This is a genomic window from Nodularia harveyana UHCC-0300, assembly GCF_034931085.1.
In the GTDB taxonomy this organism is placed as follows: domain Bacteria; phylum Cyanobacteriota; class Cyanobacteriia; order Cyanobacteriales; family Nostocaceae; genus Nodularia; species Nodularia harveyana.
Genome location: NZ_JAYGHG010000005.1, coordinates 179,482 through 200,087, shown reverse-complemented (window position 1 = coordinate 200,087; position 20,606 = coordinate 179,482). Strand labels below are relative to the sequence as shown.

The 20,606-nt window shown below is 41.2% G+C and carries 23 protein-coding genes; 6 read left to right on the top strand and 17 right to left on the bottom strand.

From position 1 onward, the window contains the following. Nucleotides 1-244: 244 nt before the first annotated feature. Complete coding sequence (locus VB620_RS05655; RefSeq protein ID WP_323195161.1) at nucleotides 245-1,084, bottom strand: DMT family transporter; 840 nt, start codon at nucleotides 1,082-1,084, stop codon at nucleotides 245-247. On the opposite strand from VB620_RS05655, the gene VB620_RS05650 reads away from it, so the two are divergent. Both VB620_RS05650 and VB620_RS05645 read left to right on the top strand, forming a co-directional pair. Beyond that, nucleotides 996-1,178, top strand: coding sequence for a hypothetical protein (locus VB620_RS05650; RefSeq protein ID WP_323195184.1), 183 nt, complete (start codon nucleotides 996-998; stop codon nucleotides 1,176-1,178). The two genes, VB620_RS05655 and VB620_RS05650, sit on opposite strands and share 89 nt — an antisense overlap. A gap of 210 nt (nucleotides 1,179-1,388) precedes the next feature. Continuing rightward, nucleotides 1,389-1,733, top strand: a complete 345-nt coding sequence (locus tag VB620_RS05645; RefSeq protein WP_323195160.1) for a hypothetical protein — start codon at nucleotides 1,389-1,391, stop codon at nucleotides 1,731-1,733. A gap of 8 nt (nucleotides 1,734-1,741) precedes the next feature. On the opposite strand, the gene VB620_RS05640 is transcribed toward VB620_RS05645, so the two are convergent. From VB620_RS05640 to VB620_RS05630, 3 genes are all read right to left on the bottom strand, one after another. Next, nucleotides 1,742-2,581: a tetratricopeptide repeat protein gene (locus tag VB620_RS05640; RefSeq protein ID WP_323195159.1), complete on the bottom strand. Its 840-nt coding sequence runs from the start codon at nucleotides 2,579-2,581 to the stop codon at nucleotides 1,742-1,744. A 364-nt stretch (nucleotides 2,582-2,945) separates the two neighbouring features. Next, nucleotides 2,946-3,869 carry a ribonuclease D gene (locus VB620_RS05635; protein WP_323195158.1) on the bottom strand — a complete coding sequence of 308 codons (924 nt, stop codon included), beginning with the start codon at nucleotides 3,867-3,869 and terminating at the stop codon, nucleotides 2,946-2,948. A 114-nt stretch (nucleotides 3,870-3,983) separates the two neighbouring features. Next, nucleotides 3,984-4,841, bottom strand: coding sequence for an acyl-CoA desaturase (locus VB620_RS05630; protein WP_323195157.1), 858 nt, complete (start codon nucleotides 4,839-4,841; stop codon nucleotides 3,984-3,986). Nucleotides 4,842-5,015: 174 nt separating this feature from the next. On the opposite strand from VB620_RS05630, the gene VB620_RS05625 reads away from it, so the two are divergent. Then, nucleotides 5,016-6,233, top strand: coding sequence for a TetR/AcrR family transcriptional regulator (locus VB620_RS05625; protein WP_323195156.1), 1,218 nt, complete (start codon nucleotides 5,016-5,018; stop codon nucleotides 6,231-6,233). A gap of 349 nt (nucleotides 6,234-6,582) precedes the next feature. On the opposite strand, the gene VB620_RS05620 is transcribed toward VB620_RS05625, so the two are convergent. Together VB620_RS05620 and VB620_RS05615 are read right to left on the bottom strand one after the other, a co-directional pair. Further along, a complete protein-coding gene (locus tag VB620_RS05620) occupies nucleotides 6,583-7,626 on the bottom strand; it encodes a 3-deoxy-7-phosphoheptulonate synthase (protein ID WP_323195155.1) in 1,044 nt (347 codons plus the stop codon). 322 nt (nucleotides 7,627-7,948) lie between these two features. Beyond that, complete coding sequence (locus VB620_RS05615) at nucleotides 7,949-8,326, bottom strand: DUF1823 family protein (RefSeq protein WP_323195154.1); 378 nt, start codon at nucleotides 8,324-8,326, stop codon at nucleotides 7,949-7,951. 166 nt (nucleotides 8,327-8,492) lie between these two features. Between VB620_RS05615 and VB620_RS05610 the strand changes: the two genes are divergently transcribed. Further along, a complete protein-coding gene (locus VB620_RS05610; protein WP_323195153.1) occupies nucleotides 8,493-8,795 on the top strand; it encodes an acylphosphatase in 303 nt (100 codons plus the stop codon). Between the two features lie 419 nt (nucleotides 8,796-9,214). Here VB620_RS05610 and VB620_RS05605 read toward each other — a convergent pair whose 3' ends face one another. After that, complete coding sequence (locus tag VB620_RS05605; RefSeq protein ID WP_323195152.1) at nucleotides 9,215-10,009, bottom strand: dienelactone hydrolase family protein; 795 nt, start codon at nucleotides 10,007-10,009, stop codon at nucleotides 9,215-9,217. A 115-nt stretch (nucleotides 10,010-10,124) separates the two neighbouring features. On the opposite strand from VB620_RS05605, the gene VB620_RS05600 reads away from it, so the two are divergent. Further along, the gene (locus VB620_RS05600) at nucleotides 10,125-12,233 is read left to right on the top strand and encodes a M3 family metallopeptidase (protein WP_323195151.1); all 2,109 of its coding nucleotides are present in this window, start codon (nucleotides 10,125-10,127) and stop codon (nucleotides 12,231-12,233) included. Nucleotides 12,234-12,371: 138 nt separating this feature from the next. Here the strand turns inward: VB620_RS05600 and VB620_RS05595 are convergent, their stop codons facing one another. The 5 genes from VB620_RS05595 to VB620_RS05575 form a co-directional block, all read right to left on the bottom strand. Beyond that, complete coding sequence (locus tag VB620_RS05595) at nucleotides 12,372-12,908, bottom strand: pentapeptide repeat-containing protein (protein WP_323195150.1); 537 nt, start codon at nucleotides 12,906-12,908, stop codon at nucleotides 12,372-12,374. A gap of 119 nt (nucleotides 12,909-13,027) precedes the next feature. Next, nucleotides 13,028-13,528, bottom strand: coding sequence for a pentapeptide repeat-containing protein (locus VB620_RS05590; protein ID WP_323195149.1), 501 nt, complete (start codon nucleotides 13,526-13,528; stop codon nucleotides 13,028-13,030). A gap of 472 nt (nucleotides 13,529-14,000) precedes the next feature. Further along, entirely contained in the window at nucleotides 14,001-14,420 is a 420-nt protein-coding gene (locus VB620_RS05585) for a pentapeptide repeat-containing protein (protein WP_323195148.1), read from the bottom strand. Between the two features lie 356 nt (nucleotides 14,421-14,776). Then, entirely contained in the window at nucleotides 14,777-15,301 is a 525-nt protein-coding gene (locus VB620_RS20845) for a pentapeptide repeat-containing protein (protein WP_407674182.1), read from the bottom strand. 286 nt (nucleotides 15,302-15,587) lie between these two features. Next, on the bottom strand, nucleotides 15,588-16,124 hold the full coding sequence (locus VB620_RS05575) for a pentapeptide repeat-containing protein (protein ID WP_323195146.1): 537 nt from the start codon (nucleotides 16,122-16,124) through the stop codon (nucleotides 15,588-15,590). A gap of 459 nt (nucleotides 16,125-16,583) precedes the next feature. Between VB620_RS05575 and VB620_RS05570 the strand changes: the two genes are divergently transcribed. After that, complete coding sequence (locus VB620_RS05570; protein WP_323195145.1) at nucleotides 16,584-17,435, top strand: universal stress protein; 852 nt, start codon at nucleotides 16,584-16,586, stop codon at nucleotides 17,433-17,435. A gap of 309 nt (nucleotides 17,436-17,744) precedes the next feature. Here the strand turns inward: VB620_RS05570 and psbM are convergent, their stop codons facing one another. The 5 genes from psbM to VB620_RS05545 form a co-directional block, all read right to left on the bottom strand. Continuing rightward, nucleotides 17,745-17,861: a photosystem II reaction center protein PsbM gene (gene psbM, locus VB620_RS05565; RefSeq protein ID WP_280653519.1), complete on the bottom strand. Its 117-nt coding sequence runs from the start codon at nucleotides 17,859-17,861 to the stop codon at nucleotides 17,745-17,747. 117 nt (nucleotides 17,862-17,978) lie between these two features. Further along, on the bottom strand, nucleotides 17,979-18,275 hold the full coding sequence (locus VB620_RS05560) for a 2Fe-2S iron-sulfur cluster-binding protein (protein ID WP_323195144.1): 297 nt from the start codon (nucleotides 18,273-18,275) through the stop codon (nucleotides 17,979-17,981). A 192-nt stretch (nucleotides 18,276-18,467) separates the two neighbouring features. Then, complete coding sequence (locus VB620_RS05555; protein WP_010995059.1) at nucleotides 18,468-18,605, bottom strand: photosystem II reaction center protein K; 138 nt, start codon at nucleotides 18,603-18,605, stop codon at nucleotides 18,468-18,470. Between the two features lie 86 nt (nucleotides 18,606-18,691). After that, the gene (tgt, locus tag VB620_RS05550) at nucleotides 18,692-19,795 is read right to left on the bottom strand and encodes a tRNA guanosine(34) transglycosylase Tgt (RefSeq protein WP_323195143.1); all 1,104 of its coding nucleotides are present in this window, start codon (nucleotides 19,793-19,795) and stop codon (nucleotides 18,692-18,694) included. Between the two features lie 187 nt (nucleotides 19,796-19,982). Further along, nucleotides 19,983-20,435: a hypothetical protein gene (locus VB620_RS05545; protein ID WP_323195142.1), complete on the bottom strand. Its 453-nt coding sequence runs from the start codon at nucleotides 20,433-20,435 to the stop codon at nucleotides 19,983-19,985. Nucleotides 20,436-20,606: the final 171 nt, after the last annotated feature.

Genomic DNA, 20,606 nt, shown 5'->3' with positions numbered 1-20,606 from the left:
CTAAGGAAGAAAAAACCTAGCTATCGGAAGATCAGTAAATACCAAGGCTAAAAACATCAGTTTTATTTGGTTTTGCTTATCTTCAACAATTAATTTGGCTTTGTGTATAATTTTCTTATTTTTTTGATCAGATTATCGCATATAAAAGTTAAAGATAAATCATAAGTTAATAGGACTTACGCATAATCTACATTTTCTTGGCGTTCTTGGCGGCTTGGCGGTTCAAAGAGGTAATGATTTTGGCCTATGTGCTAGGAAAAAATAACAATGTAATGCCGATGATGGCAATAATTACTCCGGCGATCGCTCTCCAACTGACTTTTTCACCCATGCAGATAGCCACAGGAATCACAAACAGAGGGCTAGTTTGTAACAAGGTGGAAGCAATTCCCGCCGCCGTGAATTTAATGGCTGTCTGTTGTAACCAAATACCCAAGTAAGTCCCAGTAAAAGCGGCGAAGCAAGTGGCAAAAATGATTTTTCCAGGTTGTCTGGAGGAAGAGGATAATGCTGGGGGGTTACGGTGAGGTAAGGAAATCCAGGCGAAGAGAATTAATTGTGCTGCACCCAAGCGCAGTAAAGCCGCCCATAAAGATGTGACACTGCCTGTACTAAATGCTACGCGAGAGATAACTGTACCAATGGCGTTGGCGATCGCCGCTAATAAGCCTAAACTGATACCTCGCCAGAGGTGTGGGGAATCATCGCTGCTACCGGGAACTCTTTCTGTAACTACCCAAGCAACCCCCAATGTAGTGATCAAAATTCCACCCCAAGCGGTGATAGTTAAACTTTCCTGAAGCCAAATCATGGCGAAAATGGCAGTCAGGGGAGGAGACAGAGTACCCAGAAGTAAAACACGACGTGCGCCTAAATAATTCAGCGCTCCCAAAAAAGCCGTATCACCCCAGCTAATACCAACTACCCCACTCAAGCACAGCAGCAAAATCGGCATAGGGGCGGCGGTGGGTAAAGATTCCCCAGTTAGCAAAATAGTGAAAATTAACAGGGCGATCGCTACTATTCCTTTAATCACATTTAGTCGTAGCGGAGGAATCTGCTGTCCGACAATTCCATATACCACAGAGGCGATCGCCCACAAACCAGCAGCAGCTAAAGCAGCTAATTCACCTCCGCCATTTATTAAAGAATTATTAAAAATATCATTTATCCTTTAGATCTTGCTCAAAACTCTTTAATAATACTATAAATACCGGAAAACATTCTGGCACTCTAATAGAGAGAGTGCTAATTTCACTAAACACAAATGAGTCTATGTTATAGCCAAATCAATTACTTTTTAAGCTAGTCTCAACTGCTGTTTTATCACAGCTTGTAATCCGAATCTTAATTCTCGACACAACTGATTAATCCTTGGGAGGAATGGAATGAAATATACTTTTGACATTGTAGGCGTATCTCCTACTTGGCAATTTTTTCATCATCAGCAACAGACCATCAACCAACCAAGTAGAAGTGGAGTAGAATATCTCAGCACTCATAAATGTACATTAGATGCAGTCTTAGCATCTATAGACCCCTTACCAGTTAAATGGGGTTGGAATACTGAACAAGTACGAGATACTGTAGTGAAGTTTTGGTTAAATAACGCCGAAAGTATTCGTTATTGGAAAGTCCGTTTAATTGATGCTGGTAACGAGAATATACTCGTGGCTCGGCTGGCAGATATGACTTCCTTGCAAGCCGAATTTGAGTCTTTATTCAGTAAATAAAGCAGCGATTACTGCCCCAATTCCCGAATATTTTTCATGACTTGCTGATATAAATCATTGCTATTTTGTTCTTGAAAAATAGCGGCGGCTCTTTGCAAGTCTTCTAACGCTCCTTCTCTATCTCCCTGAGCCGCGCGAGCATTTCCTCGGTTATTGTAGGCGGGTCCAAAATTAGGATTGAGGCGAATGGCTTGATTGTAATCGGCGATCGCCCCTTCTCTATCTCCTTGAGCCGCGCGGACATTTCCTCGGTTATTGAAAGCAATGGTATAGCGGGAATCGAGGTTAATAGCTTGGTTAAAATCATCTAGCGCCCCGTTATTGTCTCCTTGATCGGCGCGAGCATTTCCCCGATTATTATAGGCTTCTGCATAGCGGGGGGCGAGGCGAATAGCTTCGTTATAGTCAGCGATCGCATTTTGCTGGTCTCCCAGGGAAGCGAGAGCATTTCCACGGCTATTGTAGGTTTCCGCGTCATCAGGAGAAAGGTCAATGGCTAGATTGTAATCTGCGATCGCCCTTTGCTTATCCCCCGCATCAAAATAAGCTAGTCCCCGACTCTTATAAGCCTCAGCGTATTCTGGATCAGTATCAATCACTTGGCTATAGGTAGCGATCGCCCCTTGCAAATCACCTTGAAAGTGCTGATTCTTAGCCTGAACATAGAGATTACCTGCTGCTGATGTTTGCGCTATCCCACTACTAGGAGGACTAATATCAATTTCTGTTACCAACACATCTTTATTTTCACTACAAGAAATGGTAGTAGCACTCAATGCAGTCACCACAGCCATACTCAATATTCTTTTAATCTGGCGTTGCTGTTGCTGAAATAACCGCAGTTTCATAAGTTACCCTAAACTGTCATTACACCTGGATTACAATAAGCAATAAATTTACTGCTTGTTTCAATTCATTGATTTTCAATTTTCAGTCAAATTCCCATCATATCCACCAGAGGAAATATCTCACATTCCTGTGGATCTGCAAATTTTATGACCTGATATCAGCTAAATTCAATAATTTTACCTGCTGAATCAAATCCAAAGCATAAAAATATTTATCTGTAATCAATTATCTATTGATTATTTAAATTTTATTCTAGAGGAATAAAGATATATTTTATGTTTTGCCTTATACTTTATTTAAAATTGATTAGATATGCAAATTAAAACTGCAATTAATATTAAATTTTTACTCAGATGAAATTAGCTACTTCTGGGTATCATCATCTTTTTGGTTTTTAGTAGATAGTCGCCAGGATGTAGTTGTATCAATATCTACAGACAATTGCTGCCAACTCTCACCTAAATCTTTTTGGATTTTCTGAGTCAGTGTAATGGGAAAATCTAAACTCATATTTTGATTTTGTACCAGTTTGGCTAATTCTGTAAATGGCACTTTCATAGTTTGGCGTTGATAACTACTTAATTTACAGACAGAAGTTTCCATGACATTTTGAGCTTGCATAGCTTTTTTTAAGCGTTCTTGCAAATGCTCAAATTCCGAGTTTAATAACTCCCAAGTTGCTAATAAATCTGTGTATCTAGCATCCAGTGCTGTTAGATCTTCGCTTTGGGGGTCTGGATTACTAGCTACTTGTAACTCTAATAAATGTAAATGTACTTGAGCTAGATAAATACAGTCTAAATAAGCATATTCAATTTGTCCTTCAGTTAAAGGTCGCCTACCCCAATCACTACTTTGTTCTTGTTTATCAATATAATTAAATTTGCAAAGTTCTGTGGCTAAAGTTTTCAGTTGATAGTTAGGTAATGGTAAAATATAGTAGGGTATATTCTTAGCTAGTTTTAAAGTACAAGTAATATTTTTGGCTTTTTTATTACCGAGAAACTTGAGATCGTAATTGGCATTGTGAAATACTTTTTCAATCTCAGGATTTTCCATAATTTGCTCAATAAACTCAGTTACAATATCAGGTTGATCTAGCACATCTAAGAGATATACGCGATCGCCACTCATATCTTGAGGATCATCCAACACCTGAATCAGTGACAATCTCGGATGACGACTTTGATAATCAGCCACCTCTGTATCAATCCACAAAGTTTGAGCATGAGTTTTATATTCAGAGATAATGGCACGAATATCACTAGTAGAATTTAAATATGGCATAAACAAATATTTCCTAACACCCTGATATTAAATTCTCTGGGATTTCCAGTAATCAAAAATTAGAAATCTGAAAGCCGACTGCTAATCTTGCTGCCGGCATGAAAAATTGGTAATTTATTTGAGCGTAGCGGTTTGAGGAGGAGTAGAAACCACCTTTTTGGCTAAACCCAGAGTCTGCAAGAGTTTAATACTCCACCAAGTCATATCAATCTCCCACCAAGATAATCCAGATTTTGCCATGTGGGGATAAGTATGATGGTTATTATGCCAACCTTCTCCATAGGTCACTAGTGATACCCACCAGAGATTACGTGCGCCATCATCTGCATCAAAGGTACGATAACCCCAAAGGTGTGATGCTGAGTTGACAAACCAAGTGGAATGCCACAATAAAACTGACCGCAAGAATACACCGTAGATCACAAAAGGCCAACCGCCGATCGCATACAGTAGTAATCCAAGGGGAATTTGGAGCAGTAAAAAGTAACGATCTAGCCAGCGATAGAAAGGTTGGCGTGCTAGATCAGGTGCATATTTTTTATACACGTCATAATCAAAAAACTCAGACCGGGGGTAAAAAATCCATAGTATATGACTCCACCAAAATCCTCGCTGGGCGGAGTATGGGTCTAAGTTAACATCTTCTGTGTGGGCGTGATGCTGGCGGTGTCCACCAACCCAGAAAATTGGACCCCCTTGTAAAGCCAAAGCCCCAATAGTGGCGATCGCATATTCTAACCACTTGGGTACTTGAAAACTTTTATGACTCAACAGTCGATGATATCCTAGACAAATGCCAATACTGCCGAATAACCAGTGCAGAAACACCAATAAACCTAGTGCTGACCAGGAGAAAAACCAAGGAGCGAGGAGAGCTAAGGCATGAAATGCAGCAAAAAATATCACGTTCACCCATCTAAGACGAGGTGAATTTCCTACATTAGTAGTGAACGCCAGAGACTTCGCAGTCATAAAAATTCCTGTGAATGGATGATCAAGCGATTTGCTATTTCTTGGTGCAACCCCAGCAGGATTTTTCCGACTCTGCACAGCAGTTAGTTACAGTAAAGAAAAGCAAGTATCACTTACATTTGTTATGCTAGCAGACCTGTAACTTTCAGGCAAGTATCACTTGCATTATTTCCTATGACATCTCAACCGATTTCAGCACGTCAACGTCTGATACAATCAGCGCTAGAATTATTTACAGCTCAGGGAGTTAGCGGTACCACAACCCGCCAAATAGCTGAAAAAGCAGAAGTCAACGAAGTCACGTTATTCCGCAACTTTGGAAATAAGCATGGGCTATTGTTGTCTGTGCTGGAAGAATCCGCAGCTTTTACGAATTTAGGAAAGTCTCTTGTGCAGAGGGCTACTCCTCCTGCTGACATATACCAAGCACTCAAAGATTATGCAAGTGACAGCTTACACGCCTTAGAACGGATACCAGAGTTAGTACGATCTGTAGTTGGTGAAGCTAATCAGTACCCAATGGAAAATCGCCGAGCTTTAGGACGTGGGTTAACCGAAGCTAACCGCTATGTAGCCGAGTATTTAGCCACTGTAATCCAGCAAGGAGATTTAAATACCTATCTCCCCGCCGAAAAATTAGCTAGTTTGTTGAATGGGATGATTTTGGGGTATGCGGTGATTGAATTCACCAGTGAATTTAACGAATTGTGGGAAGATCGGGATGATTTTCTGGAAAATTTAGTGGAGTTGTTTTTACACGGTGTGATGTCATCTTCAGCTAGATCAATAACAGTCCGGGAAAATATCTCGGAAGTGGCTGATTTACCTATGGGTTTAGTTCACCAAATTTTGCAAAAAGCCAAGAAGTTGGGAATACAAGATTATGCTTTGGCTTATGTATTATTTGGTGCTGGCTTATCTCCAAAAGAGATGATTAGCTTGCAGCAAAACCACCAAATCTGTGATGTTTCTGGACATTTTCTGCAAATTACCACCCCAGAATTGCGCCGTCAAGTCCCTGTTAATCAGTGGATTTTAGGTAAACGTTATGGTTCTTATAGCAATAACCCGTTAATCAAATGGTTAAAAAGTCGTCAAGATGATCAACCTGCAATGTTTCTGAATCAAGCCGGTGAAGCGATGACAGAATCAGATTTATGGCAACATTGGGAAACATGGACTCAGGGATTATTAACGCCTCAAGGAGAACCGCCAGCGATCGCCCAAACTCAACATACTTGGTGTGTGGAAATGTTAATGCGGGGGATGAGTTGGGAAAATCTGACTATTCTTACAGGATGCGATCGCGCCCAACTACAATTCTACGCCAAAAGAGCCAAAGAAAAAGCCGCCCTAGAACAAGCAACTCGTTTAGATCATAAGCCTACATAGTTTCACCAACTAATAATTTATCTTTGTCTGAGCCGAAACTCTAGTAATTTTTATTCTCCAGTTTTTATGTTAAACACTTTCTAGCTTCAGCTATTAATATCTCCCATAAATCTAACTATCAAATCACCAACCAGCAAATTATTTTTTTGTTACTCCGTCAAAACATCATCATAATTAAACTCAGATTCCAACCACAGCAACTACAAAAGAGTGGAGAACAGAAACAGAGAATGGAACCCTTACAATTAGAGAGTTTCAAGCCCTACCCTTCGGGATGCTACGCAAACGACTACGCTCAGTGCGAGCCTGTTCCCGGACACTGAGCGTAGCCGAAGTGCTATTCCCTGCTCTAAGAAAGATTTTGATAAGCCGCCAGAATGATTTTTTCAGTTTCATCCCAACTAATACATTTATCAGTTACAGAAACACCATACTTTAAATCTTCTCGTTTGGCAGCCATTGGTTGATTACCTTCATACAAATTAGATTCCAGCATCACACCCACCAGTGAGGTATTACCATCAGCCATTTGTGCAATCACATTCTCTAAAACATTCGGTTGTAGTTTGTAATCTTTATTCGTATTTCCATGACTACAATCAATCACTATTCTGGGTGGCAAATTAGCCGCCTTTAATTTTTCCTCCACCAATTTAACATTTTCTGCTTCAAAATTAGGCTGACTACCGCCGCGTAAAATCACATGACCATAGGGATTACCTCTAGTCTCAAAAACACTAACTTGTCCCTTATGATTAATACCCAGGAAATTATGAGGACTTTTAGCTGATTGCAAAGCATTTAAAGCCACTTGAATATTACCATCCGTGCCATTTTTAAAACCTACAGGCATAGAAAGTCCACTAGCCATTTCCCGATGTGTTTGTGATTCAGTAGTACGTGCGCCAATCGCCGACCATGTAATCAACTCACTAATATATTGAGGTATGATTGGATCTAATGCTTCTGTACCAGCAGGTAAACCCAACTCTACTATTTTTAATAGTAGGCTCCGTGCAGTTAATATACCTTTTTCCACATGGAAAGAATCATCCATATCTGGATCATTAATCAATCCTTTCCACCCGACAGTGGTTCGAGGTTTTTCAAAATATACCCTCATAATCAGTAGCAGTTTATCCTGGACTTTTTCCGAGAGAAACTTCAATTTCTGGGCATATTCTAAGGCTGCTTCTGTGTCATGAATTGAGCAGGGACCAACTACCATAAATTTTCTGCTATCCTGAAAATCGAGGATATTTTTGATTTCCTGTCTATGTTGCAATACATTGTGTTCAGCCAATTTAGTTAAAGGTAATTTTGTTTTAACTTCGTTGGGCGTTAACAATACGTGAGAGTTTTTGATGTTAGTATTAAATAATTTATTCTGCATAAAGTCAAAGTTGTAAATTTTGCTATTGTACTTAGGTGTCAAGGTAATATATATTTTAAATCAAAAGCACAACAGCAAGTTATTCTTGTCTGACAAATTTAGCACCATACTATGGATAAACTGCAACTGGGGATGCAAGATTGTTTTGTTTTCATAACTTAAAAGGGGACAATCTGCCCCCTCTCCTGTATAATCAGAGACTGTGAGAGTAGTTAAGGCTATGCAAACATCTCATCCGCCTCTGATTTTATATAATTTCCTAGTTTGTGTACTTTGTTCGCCATTGGTGCGATAGTTTGGCACACTGGATATAGATTTCTACTTAATCAATTTTTCCCTGAGTTATTTGCAAATGACTTAATAACCAATTAGCTGCTGTGGCTCTACGAGCATCTCGTGGAGTAAACTCCCCAATTTTATAACCTTTAAAACCCAACTTTTCCTTAGCTATTTGTTTATTTTCTTTAGGTATAGAACGAGTTAATTTCATTGTAGCTGGGCGACTATCTAAAAAATTCGGCGGTTCTGGATATTCATCTCGCCATTCTGCTATTACTTCCTCATTATCCCATTTACCATTTGCAGAGTCATAGCGATAACCTAAGTAATACCATACCAATTGATGCACAATGGTATCATCAATTTTATCATTAAGAATTGCCCAGATTGTTTCTGTATTCAGTGGTGGTAAGTTAGACATAAGTGATTAAAACTTGATAAATAGATTTCTACAAATAAGAATGATTTTAACTCTTTCTACACCTAATTAAAGATTTATCCGCCAAAAGTACTAGTGTTTGACTGAAAAATTCCGTCATCTATTCACAAAGCCGATAAACTAGAAATTATCAAGGATTGACTTGTATATGCAGAATTCTACATCACTCCCTAAGATAGTCCGCGCCCATGTCTTCATTTCCGGTCGAGTGCAGGGTGTAGGTTATCGCTATGCAACTGTCGATACAGCTAGCCAGTTGGGTTTAAGCGGTTGGGTGCAAAATCTCCCTGATAACCGTGTAGAGGCAGTTTTTGAAGGGGCGCTGGTAATTGTGGAAGAGATGTTGCGCTGGTGTCATACAGGACCATCGGCGGCGGTGGTTCAGAATATTGTGATTGAGTATGAACAACCTGAACATTTACGGGGGTTTGAAGTCAGGCGCTTTGAGTAGAGATGTTTTTTTACCAGCGATAATTAACAGTTTGACTGGCCAAGTAGTTTTGCTTGACCCGCTTTTCCGAATATTTTCATAGATATCTGCATTTTGGCGCTGTCAATCTGCTACACATAAAACCGAGTTTTTAGGGCAAATTTAACCAGTTTACCCGACTTTTACCGCTTTTCTACTGGGCTGATTACCGAGGTATGTAACTTTGTTGTAAATTTTATTGACTTTTTGTAACAATTTCGTTACTATTATTTCTATAAGTCAGCAAATAAAAAACAACTTACCTAAATCACTATTAATCAAGTTGCCTTGGTATCGAGTTTAAATTTGGCTCCTTAGTATTTGTGTATCTAAATCGTCATTCTTACTTCTCCTAATCAGGAACCTCAGTTGCCAAGCTGAGGTTTTTTTATGAGGAAAATTTAGTTATTTGGTTTCTGAAAGATTTCGCTAAAAAACTGTTTCATAGCTTGCCAAGAGCGCTTTTGTGCCACGGGATTATAAACTGATGTCGGTGGATTATTGGCTTCTGGGTTAGTGAAGCTATGGACTGCGCCACCATAGGAAATTAATTGCCAATCAACATTTGCTTCTCGCATTTCGGTAGCAAATGCTTCCACTTGTTCGTCAGGGACAATGGGGTCATCAGCACCATGTAACACTAATACCTTGGCTTGGATGTTTTTGGCATCATTGGGGTTAGGGGTGTCGAGATTACCGTGAAAACTGGCAACTCCGGCAATATTTGCGCCACTACGGGCTAGTTCTAGGACTGTTCCTCCGCCGAAGCAGTAACCAATGGCGGCGATGCGTTGGATATCAGTTAAGGGATTTTGTCGTAAAACTTTTAATCCGGCAGTGGTGCGATCGCGCAATAATTGTCTATCCTGACGATAAATTGTGGCTTGTTTTCCCGACTCTTCGGGATTATTTGGTCTAATCCCCTTACCATAGATATCAGCAGCAAATGCTACATAACCCAGTTCGGCTAATTTCTCAGTACGTTCTTTGACAAAAGACTGTAACCCATTCCACTCATGCACTACTAAAACACCGGGACGCTTACCTGAAATTGAATCGTCGAAAGCTAAATAACCCTCTAAAACAGTATCGCCGTGTTTATACTCAATAGTTCTGGTTTGAATAGCTGCTAGCAGTTGTGTAGAAGATAAAGACACCAGGACAGGTGCAACCAAAAGAGGAATCAGTAATTTCATTTGCTAATTAATTAAGGCTTTCTCAACATTTTGCCATTTTGACAAGGCTAAATCACGCAGCGATCGCTACATTAGAAGATACATCAAGATATTTATAACCAATTCACACAAAACTATGACAGCAAATGTCACTATTTCTCAAAATCCCTTACTTAAAGGTTCTGGCTTACCCCCCTTCCCAGAAATTCAAGCAGAGCAAATAATCCCCGCCTTTACCGAACTCCTAGCAGAACTTGACCAAAATCTCACCATCTTAGAAGCTAATATTCAGCCTACTTGGAACGGCTTAGTAGAACCACTGGAAAAGCTCACAGAAAGATTGAACTGGACTTGGGGCATAGTTAGCCATTTAATGGGTGTCAAAAATAGCCCAGAACTCCGCACCGCCTACGAAAGCGTACAACCACAAGTAGTACAGTTCAGCAACAAACTCGGTCAAAGCCAACCAATTTATCATGCTCTTAAACAACTCCGCGCCAGTGACAACTGGGAAACTTTAGAATCAGCCCAACAACGAATTGTCACAGCTGCTATTAGAGATGCCGAACTTTCCGGCGTAGGCTTACAAGGAGAAGCCAGAGAACGCTTCAACGCCATCCAAATGGAGTTAGCAGAACTCGCCACCAAATTCTCCAACCATGTTTTAGATGCCACCAAAGCCTTTAGCTTAACCCTGACAAGCAAAGACGAAATCCACGGCTTACCCGATAGCCTCCTGAGTTTAGCAGCACAGGCCGCCCGTGATGCCGGAGATGAAAACGCCACCCCAGAAAATGGCCCTTGGCGCATCACCTTAGACTTTCCCAGCTATAGTCCATTCATGCAGCACAGCACCCGCCGAGACTTGCGGGAACAACTGTATAAAGGCTACATAACTCGTGCTTCATCCGGGGAGTTAAATAATCAGCCCCTAATTGAGCGGACTTTAGAATTACGCCAAGAACTCGCCCAATTACTCAGCTTTGAAAATTATGCCGAATTGAGCCTAGCCAGTAAAATGGCTCCTAATGTCGCCGCAGTAGAAGCATTATTAGAAGAACTACGCCAAGCCAGTTATGATGCTGCTGTCCAAGATTTAGAAGCGCTCAAAGCCTTTGCTGCTAGTAAGAACGCACCAGAAGCCGACGATTTACAACACTGGGATACCAGCTTTTGGGCAGAACGCCAACGGGAAGAAAAATTTGCCTTTACAGCCGAAGAATTACGTCCTTACTTTCCTCTACCCCAAGTCTTAGATGGTTTATTCGGACTGGTAAAACGCTTATTTGGCATCACCGTTACTCCTGCCGATGGTCAAGCCCCAGTTTGGCATGAAAATGTGCGTTATTTTCAAATTGCTGATGAAACTGGTAGTCCCCTAGCTTACTTTTACCTAGACCCCTACAGTCGTCCAGCAGAAAAACGCGGTGGTGCTTGGATGGATGTCTGTATTAATCGCAGCAAAATTACCGAAAATGGTGTCACATCCATTCGTTTACCTGTGGCATATTTGGTTTGTAACCAAAGTCCTCCCGTAGATGGTAAGCCCAGTTTAATGACTTTTTATGAAGTAGAAACGTTATTTCATGAATTTGGTCATGGCTTGCATCATATGTTGACCAAAGTAGATTACAACGGGGCAGCAGGTATTAATAACGTAGAATGGGATGCTGTAGAACTACCCAGCCAGTTTATGGAAAACTGGTGCTACGAGCGACCCACTTTATTTGGTATGGCCAAGCATTATCAAACTGGTGAACCGCTACCAGAGCATTATTACCAAAAACTTCTAGCGGCACGCAACTATATGAGTGGGAGTGTGATGTTGCGGCAGGTTCACTTTAGCAGTGTTGATTTAGAAGTACATTATCGTTATCGCTCCGGTGGTGATGAAACTGTTGCAGATGTGCGTCATCGCATTGCCAAAACTACCACGGTTTTACAACCTCTACCAGAAGACGCTTTTTTATGCGCTTTTGGACACATTTTTGCAGGTGGTTATGCCGCCGGTTATTACAGTTACAAGTGGGCTGAGGTACTCAGTGCTGATGCCTTTGCTGCTTTTGAAGAAGCTGGTTTAGAAGATGAACAAGCGATAAAAGCTACAGGTAAACTTTACCGGGATACAGTCTTAGCTCTCGGTGGTAGTGAACACCCCATGAATGTGTTTGCATCTTTCCGGGGTCGTGAACCTAGCACGGTTTCGTTACTCAAGCATACTGGTTTATTAGCGACTGTAAATTAACGATTGTCCAGTAGGGTGTGTTATGCCGTAGGCTAACGCACCTTAACTTGTTGATGCTGCTGTCTGATCAAAATTAAGCATTTTCCTAAATTAAAATGGTGAGTAGCGCTACGCGACAACACTGCGAGGAAAAATGAACTATCGACCTTCCGCATCTCCGTACTGGGGTCCAAGTTTGATACTGCCATCGGGCATAATAGTTCTCCAAATCAAATTTCCGCCACGACAGATAAGTTGGTCAGGGATATGAGCATCTTGGAAGCTAGCATCAGCCAAAATAGCATATTCCATCGCTCCAATATTGATTGCTCTGTCGAAGTAAGCGCACGTGGCATTGATATGATCGAGGATACTTCCCCTCAAATCAGCTTCGGTCAAATCACACCAGCGCAAATTAGCGGAATACAAATTAGCATCCCTAACAATAGCACGTCTGAAACAAGCCTGTTCCAAAACAGCTCCCAGCAAATTGGCTCCGCTTAAATCAGTTTCAGTAAAATCAGCCTTTTTCAAAGAGGCTCCACTCAAGTTAATATCTCGCAAACACAACCCCCGCAAATCGATTTCGTTTCCTTCGACATCCAACGGGGATTGGATCAACTTAATTCCTCGAAAGTCACGCTGCCCTTGGAGGTAGTAACCAACCAATTCTTCTGGAGTCATTTCCAAAACCATTATCTAATTTTTAATTTCAAATATAATGTTGGGTTATGCCTCCGGCACACTACGTGAACGTTCCTCAACCCAACCTACGAAGAATTGCGATCGCACTAACAGCCGAGCTAGACCCTTATTCAATATTCCAGAAACTCGAACCGTGGACCTTCATCAATACTTCCATCAGGAAGCCGCAGGTTCCAAATGAAGGCATCATGGATTCGGAATACGTCCTCCGTATTGATAGCTCCCCTCAAGCTAGTACGAATCAAAAGAGCTTCTTCCAGATTGGTGTAGAACAAGTTGGCATTCCTCAAAGCAGCTTTGGTCAAATTAGCTCCGAACAAGTAAGCTTCACTCAAGTCAACATTACGCCAATCAACTCGACACAAAATAGCATAAGCCAAATCGGCTTTGCTCAGATTGACATCGATCAGAGTACTCCCAATCATACAAGCTCCGAACAAATTGGCTTCACTCAAATCACTTCTTGCAATGCGAACGCCACCCAGGTTAGCACCCCTCAAATTAATCCCTCTCAAATCAACATCTTCAATGACTCTGGGCGAACTGAGATCGATTCCAACGAAATTACGCTCCCCAGCAGCATAACGCTGCAACAACTCTTCAGCATCCATAACTCAAATCCTGCATTAATTAACATATTCCAAGATAACCCACTCAACCCTGCTCGTGTTTTCAAGTTTTAATCGTTATGTCACGCAGGGTATATATACAATTGATTGGGGTGCTGGTATTAAGTTAGAATTTCCAGATGATGTGGGAAGTGAGTAATATTAAAATATGGTGTTAGTTTGAAGCGAATATCTATAATGTAGAAATATTTGTATGGCTAATTTATAGTGGTCAATTATTTTAGATATCGTTAATGTTGGGTTTAGTTCTTCAACCCAACCTACGAAGAATTGCGATCGCACTGCAAGTAAGTGGAGCTATTCGCCTTATTGGAGAGTTGACGTTAATTATCTCGAAGAAATCACAGGCTTTGACTTTTTCTCAAATCTGCTTGATCAAATTGAAAAGGCTATTGAGAGTGATAATTCAAGTCCCCTACTTACCCCTTTGCAAGCAGTACCTCTATTGGCTGGCTCAGAATTCATACCCTTCAGCAATCAATCTATCTCTATCAGGATCGGGGGCGGAGACAACTCGACCATCGGGGAGGATAGTGTTGTACATATACCCACCCAGAGTAGTTCCTTCTTGTTCAGCATCCCGGAAGTTAGCACGGATCATGGAAGTTTCCATAGTATTACAGTACCTGATGTTAGCTCCTTGAAAATTAGTTTCATCCAAAAAAGTCATACTGAGATCGGCTCCTTCCAGGTTGGCATTTCTGAAAATAACCCCCCGCAAGTTAGAACGGAAGAAAAGGGTTCCTCTAAGATCAGCTCCTTCGAGATTGATTTCTTCAAGACAAACCTCTTCCAAATTGACTCCACTCAAGTCAACCCCTCTGAAATCTCGCTCCCCAGCAGCATAACGCTGCAACAACTCTTCAGCATCCATAACTCAAATTCTGCATTAATTAACATACTCCAAGATAACCCACTCAACCCTGCTCGTGTTTTCAAGTTTTAATCGTTATGTCACGCAGGGTATATATACAATTGATTGGGGTGCTGGTATTAAGTTAGAGTTTCCAGACGATGTGGGAAGTGAGTAATATTAAAATATGGTGTTAGTTTGAAGCGAATATCTATAATGTAGAAATATTTGTATGGCTAATTTATAGTAGTCAATTATTTTAGACATCGTTAATGTTGGGTTTCGTTCCTCAACCAAACTTACGAGGAATTGCGATCGCACTAAAAAAACTAAATGTCATTAAACCTGCGTCCCTCATGGCTGCAACTGAAGATGAACTAAAAATCTCCGAAAAAGGGACCGCTTTTGATAGTGCCATCGGGCATAGTAGTCTGGTAAACAAAATTCCCATAACTCCAAATAATGTTTGGAGCGATGTAAGCATCTCTGAAGTTAGTTTTAATCAGAATAGCGAACTCAAAACTACTGATGTTTGCTCCACAGAAGACAGCACTACTAGCATTCATCTGAGCCAAATTGGTTCCTCCCAAATCGGCTTCAGTCAAGTTACACCAACTCAAATTGGCGGAGTACAAATTAGCATCCCTGATAATAGCGCCTTTCAAACAAGCACTTTCCAAGGAAACACCAAACAAATCGGCTCCAGTCAAATCAGCTTTACACAGATCGGCTTGTCTCAAATAGGCTCCGCGCAAGTTGATATCTCTCAAAATAGCGCCTTCGAGGTCAATCGAACTGTCGAGGGGAACACCCTGGGATTGAATCAACTCAATCCCTCGAAAATCGCGCTCTCCATCAGCATACCGAGCCAACAACTCCTCAGCAGTTATTTCCCAAACCATGAATTAACCTCCAATTTCTTTTCCAATCTTAACTATAGTGTTAATAATATTTGGGGAGATTTACTCAGATCAGAAACGCTTACCTTCAACATTAACTTCCAAATCACCGACCTCCCCACAGGACAACTAGCCGAAGCCCAAATCACCCAATTTGACCCCCAAGGTCGCCCCAACAGCGTTAATGTTGGGTTATGCCTCCGGCACACTACGTGAACGTTCCTCAACCCAACCTACGAGGAATTGCGATCTGCTTGCAGCAGCGCTTCGCTATCGCACTGATGACTACTTATTTCCCACGACCATTTCCCCACTGAGGACCCTCTACGAGACTTCCATCAGGCATAGTGGTGTGCCATATCAAATTCCAGCTACTACAGATCAGACTGCTGCTGGTGTGAGCGCCTTGGAATTTAGTATTAGCGAGAATAGCATACTCAAAAGAACCGATTTGAACTCCACGAAATTCAGCACAACTGGCATTCATGTGATCCAAGTTGCTTCCTCGCAAATCAGCATCGTGGAAAGCACTCCAGTCTAAGCTGGCGGCACGCAAATTAGCATCACGAATAATTGCCCTTGCCAAGGAACAACTTTCTAGGAAAATACCACCCAAGTCGGCACCAGTCAAATCGGCTTCTACCAGCATGACTTCATTGAAATAAGCTCCTCGCAAGTTGATATCTCGCAAAACAACGCCGACAAGATCGATCCCAGGATAATCGCGGGAGCGGATCTCGGAGTCAATCAACTCGACCCCAGCAAAGTTACGTTCCCCGTCACCATATCGAACCAACAATTCTTCGGGACCTATCTGCCAAACCATGATTTAACCCACATTCCGCACCCTCAGTTTATAAACACAAATATAAAAGTCTCATTTTTATTAGGACTTACGCAAAAATTGCCGAAAGGCTTAATTTATGTAACCGCCAAGTCGCCAAGAACGCCAAGAACTCATAGAGTCTGCGTAAGTCCTATTTATATAAAATTCTTTGCAATACTTAACCTTTTTCTAATTAAAATAAATCAACATAGATTAAAAATAATCACTAACATCATAATTTATGAAGTTTATTACGCTAAATTAAGTGTATGCTGAATCTTTAAATCCTAGTCCAGAGTTTAGGTAATTTAGTTAAAAGCCGCAACATTAATTAACTATTTATCACAGGTTTTAGTGGTAATAGCTAATGATTTAAAGTTTGTGCCGACTCAGTGAATAGGTTATTGAAGCAAGTAATAAAAGCAAATACCAAAGCAATTTTCAAGGTGAGAAGTAACAATGATTGATAACATTTTGCTAGCAGTTTCTGGTTTGGGTCATGCAGAAGAAATGCTCAAAACCTTAAAGGAGTTGCCATCAATCGAATCCGCAAAGGTGACTGTTCTCCACGTTGTACCGTCCCAAAGTACTTCTGAAGCCATGACAGATAAATGGGAAGAGGGTGGAAAAATATTGGCTAATGCTGTTCAGTTTCTGAATTTAGATCCCAGTAAGGTGTCTTCAATTTTACGCCAAGGTGATCCCAAGGATGTCGTTTGTCAAGTAGCAGATGAGATGGAGGCTGACCTAATTGTTATGGGTTCGCGGGGGCTGAAGCGTCTGCAATCCATTTTATCTAATTCGGTTAGTCAGTATGTTTTCCAGCTATCTTCTCGCCCCATGTTGCTGGTAAAAGATGACATTTATGTGAAGAGAATTAAGCGGGTGATGGTGGCGATGGATAATTCCAATTCTGCCAAAAAATGCTTAAGTTTGGCACTGTTTCTGTTACGAAATGTTCAGGGTAGTCAGTTAATTTTGACTAATGTGACTACAGATTTGCGTGGCAGAACCCCTGAAATTACTGAAATTAACCCGGAAAAAAATCCAATTTTGGCTGAGGCGGTTGCTGAAGCGCAAAAATATGGTGTGGAAACTCGTTGTTTCACCAGTGCTGGTAAACCGGGTGAAGAAATCTGTCGTCTAGCAGAAGAGTTAAACACAGACTTATTATTACTCGGTTCTCCAGACCGTAGGCCTTCAGTAGCTAAGAGTTTTGTGGATATCGACAGACTCATAGGTGCTTCTTTGTCTGACTATGTTCGAGTTAATGCCACTTGTCCTGTGTTGTTGGCGCGGACTGTGGCTTAACATCATCCTAAATTTAGCGGTTGTTCAACAAAAAAACCCTGCACCAATGGTGTTGGGGTTCTTTCTGTTACGCACAAATTTGACATACCTCCTCGTCCTAAAGAAGCGAGGATTCCTTGACACTTCGCTGGAACACGCCACAAGTGGTCTTATCGTCCCTCCATGTCCGTTTAAAGTCTCCCAATGCCCTATGGCGACTATGCCCAAATTTTAACATAAAGTCGTCCTAGAAGGCGATGCACTGAGCAGTTCGACAGGTGATACAGTGAGCCTGTCGAAGTGACGGGGCTTGTATCCCATTATTTTCGGTCAAGAATCTTTTCCACCTTCACGGCTAGCAGTTTGGATGTAAAGAACTATTAAAAACACTGCGGGAACTAAAACGAACAGAATGCTCGCTACGAACCCTAGGTCATTCACTTGCATAGCAAGAAAGCCTCTCTTTAATTTCAGTTTCTAGTTAACAACTTTAGAATAACATTATCGATGCCAGTGTTAGCTGAAATTTTTTGACTTCCTTTGTGGCAATGGCGCAGTTATGGTCTAGGGTTTGGTTACTACACTGACTGGTCCGTTTACTAGGGTTTGACAGGCTAGGCGGTAATTGTCGGGCTTTTTCTTAAATTTGCGGTTCTCTACATCTGTGCGAGGGGAAAGATTTTCCATTCCTTCGACTATTTCTACAATGCAAGTACCGCATTGTCCAGCGCCGCCGCAATTGGTCATTTTGCCAATAAGTTTATAGATGTCAATCCCATTTTGCATGGCTTTAAGTCGAAGATTAGCGCCATCAGCTGCTATTACTTCTTGATTTTCTTTGATAAATTTGATGTTACCCATAGCTGATTGATACCTGTTTGACTGTAGGCGTGGTGGGAAAATCTGATTTCTACAAATATTCCGTAGACTATCCTACTTAATTTCTGGTAGCTTATTACAAAATATTAATAAATATCAAGTTTAATCAAGTGAAAATTTTCAAATAAATAGGACAGGTGAGATACCTGTCCCAGTAATTGATAATCGGTTAGATTACCTGAAGCCGACAGCTGCTTGCCATACGAAAGCCAGCAACAAGAAAAAGACGGGAATAATTGGGAGAACATCTACCAAAGGATCGAAAATTTGGTAAGCTTCTGGCAATTTTGCTAATAACAATGCTGCTTCCATGTTTTGTTTAAATCCACCTAATCTAACACAGAGTTCATAATTGAAAGGTATCTTAACATGGATTGGGGATTGGTTATTTAATATTTTTAGTTGAGCCATTGAGCAAATTCGGTAGCAAAGCGATCGCTTAATATTGCTTCACGAATTTTTTGGGTAAAACGAATTAATTCCGTAATGTTGTGAATACTCAATAATGTGTAAGCTAGGATTTCTTGCGATCGCACTAAATGAGAAATATAAGCCCGGCTGAAATTTTGACAAGCATAACAAGGGCAAGTTTCATCTAATGGTGTGTAATCTTCACGAAACTTTGCATTCTTCAAATTCCAGCGTTCCCCTTGGACAATTGCTGTACCATGTCGCGCCCAACGGGTAGGAATGACACAATCAAATAAATCTACACCAGAGGCGATCGCAATTGCCATTTCCCGATAAGTACCCACACCCATTAAATAACGTGGCTTCTCCGGTGGTAACAAAGGCGCTGTAGTTCGCACAATATCCGCCATCAGTTCCGGTGGTTCTCCCACACTCACACCACCAATAGCATATCCAGGCAAATCCAACTTCGCTAAATCCTGGGCTGCTTGGGCGCGTAAATCCAGATACACACCACCCTGGACAATACCAAACAAAGCTTGATCACTACGTTGATGAAAAGCGATACACCGTTCTAACCAACGATAAGTCCTCTGGGTTGCAGCTTCCACATCTTCCCGACTAGCTGGGTAGGGAGGACATTCATCAAAGGCCATGATCACATCAGCCCCTAAAGTATTTTGGATCTCTATGGAGCGTTCCGGCGTTAAATGAATAATTTGCCCATCATGGGGTGAACGAAAAGTTACACCATCTTCAGAAATTTTCCGCATTTCGCTCAAGCTGAACACTTGAAACCCACCGGAATCCGTCAACATTGGACCATTCCAGCCCATAAACTTGTGTAACCCACCGCCTCCAGCCACAATTTTCTCCCCTGGTTGCAGGTGGAGATGATAGGTATTAGATAATACCATTTGCGCCCCTGTGCTTTGCAACTGATCTGGGGTAACAGTTTTGACATTTGCCAGAGTTCCCACAGGCATAAATCTAGGGGTTTCCACAATCCCGTGAGGAGTGTGAAATACACCAGCCCTGGCTTTTGTCCGACTACATTGGGCTAAGGATTGAAATTCAAAATTGGCACTCAAGGTAAAATTAATGCGATCGCGCTAAATGTATAAACAAAAAATTGAAACTCGTAAAATACCTTTCTTCTCTCTGCGTTCTCTGTGTCTCTGTGGTTTGAAAATAATTCATAAAACCACAAACATACTTATAACTTAGAGTCCAAAGTCAGGCTTCGACTACAACCCCTTGAGTATATGCTGTAACGAATCAAAATGAATCAGAACAATCATCGTCAATTTCCGCATCCCATTTAGCTGAGAAAACTTGCTCCATCATTGCTTCTATAGCACTCACATTCAAGTTACGCTCTTTTCGTTCTTGTGAGGGAGTCGAAAGGGGAATCAACCGTAAGCACATACCCTCTTGGGATAAATCAAAGTAAGTCTTTTGTTCCGGTGATTGTTTGAGTTCTAGGTAATCAAAACTATCAATATTCAAGTAAAGCGCAGAATTAGCTACTAAGGTAGACCGTTGGGGATGAATAAAAACTTCCATCACATCTCCTTCACCCTCACTCTGTAATTTACCTTCTTGGGTGTAAACGTAGTGGACTCGACCTAAATCAGACAGTAATCGTCGGATGTCGAGCTTATTCACAATTATTCCGGTGTTGACAATACACGGAGCTGGTATCCTGGTCTCTGGTAGATGGTGACTCATAGGAAAATAGAAGATACGCAAAGATGAGGTACAACAAAGCTAAAAGGTGTATTTAAAAGCTTGTTGTCCCCTGAAATTTAAACAATTATCAGTTTGGGAGGGCTATTGTCTAATTAAGACTCTGGTAGTTTATGAGTTGAAGAATGCAAAATTCAATTCTTTCTTATACAG